The 271-nt window shown below is 69.4% G+C and carries 1 protein-coding gene; it reads left to right on the top strand.

The window, feature by feature from the left end; translation table 11 throughout:
* A partial coding sequence (locus tag AMS67_RS00245) for an aminotransferase class III-fold pyridoxal phosphate-dependent enzyme (RefSeq protein ID WP_156316468.1) occupies positions 1 to 271 on the top strand: 271 nt, incomplete at both ends.

Consider the following 271-nt stretch of genomic DNA (forward strand, 5'->3'; position numbering starts at 1 on the left):
CTTCAACACCTTCGCGGGCAACCCGGTCTCGGCCGCCGTCGGCGAGGCCGTGCTGCTCGAGATGGAGGAGGAGCAGCTCATGGCGCGGGCGAAGACCCTCGGCGACGAGGCAGCCGCGCGCTTCCGGGAGTTCGCCGCGCGCTACGACTTCGTGCGCTCGGCCAAGGGCGTCGGCATGTTCCTGGGGCTCGATTTCGCCGTGGACGGCGAGCCCGCTCCGCAGCTCGCGAAGCAGGTCGTCGAGGCGATGAAAGCTCGTAAGGTGCTCATC

The sequence above is a fragment of the Leucobacter japonicus genome (assembly GCF_001273855.1).
Taxonomy (GTDB): domain Bacteria; phylum Actinomycetota; class Actinomycetes; order Actinomycetales; family Microbacteriaceae; genus Leucobacter; species Leucobacter japonicus.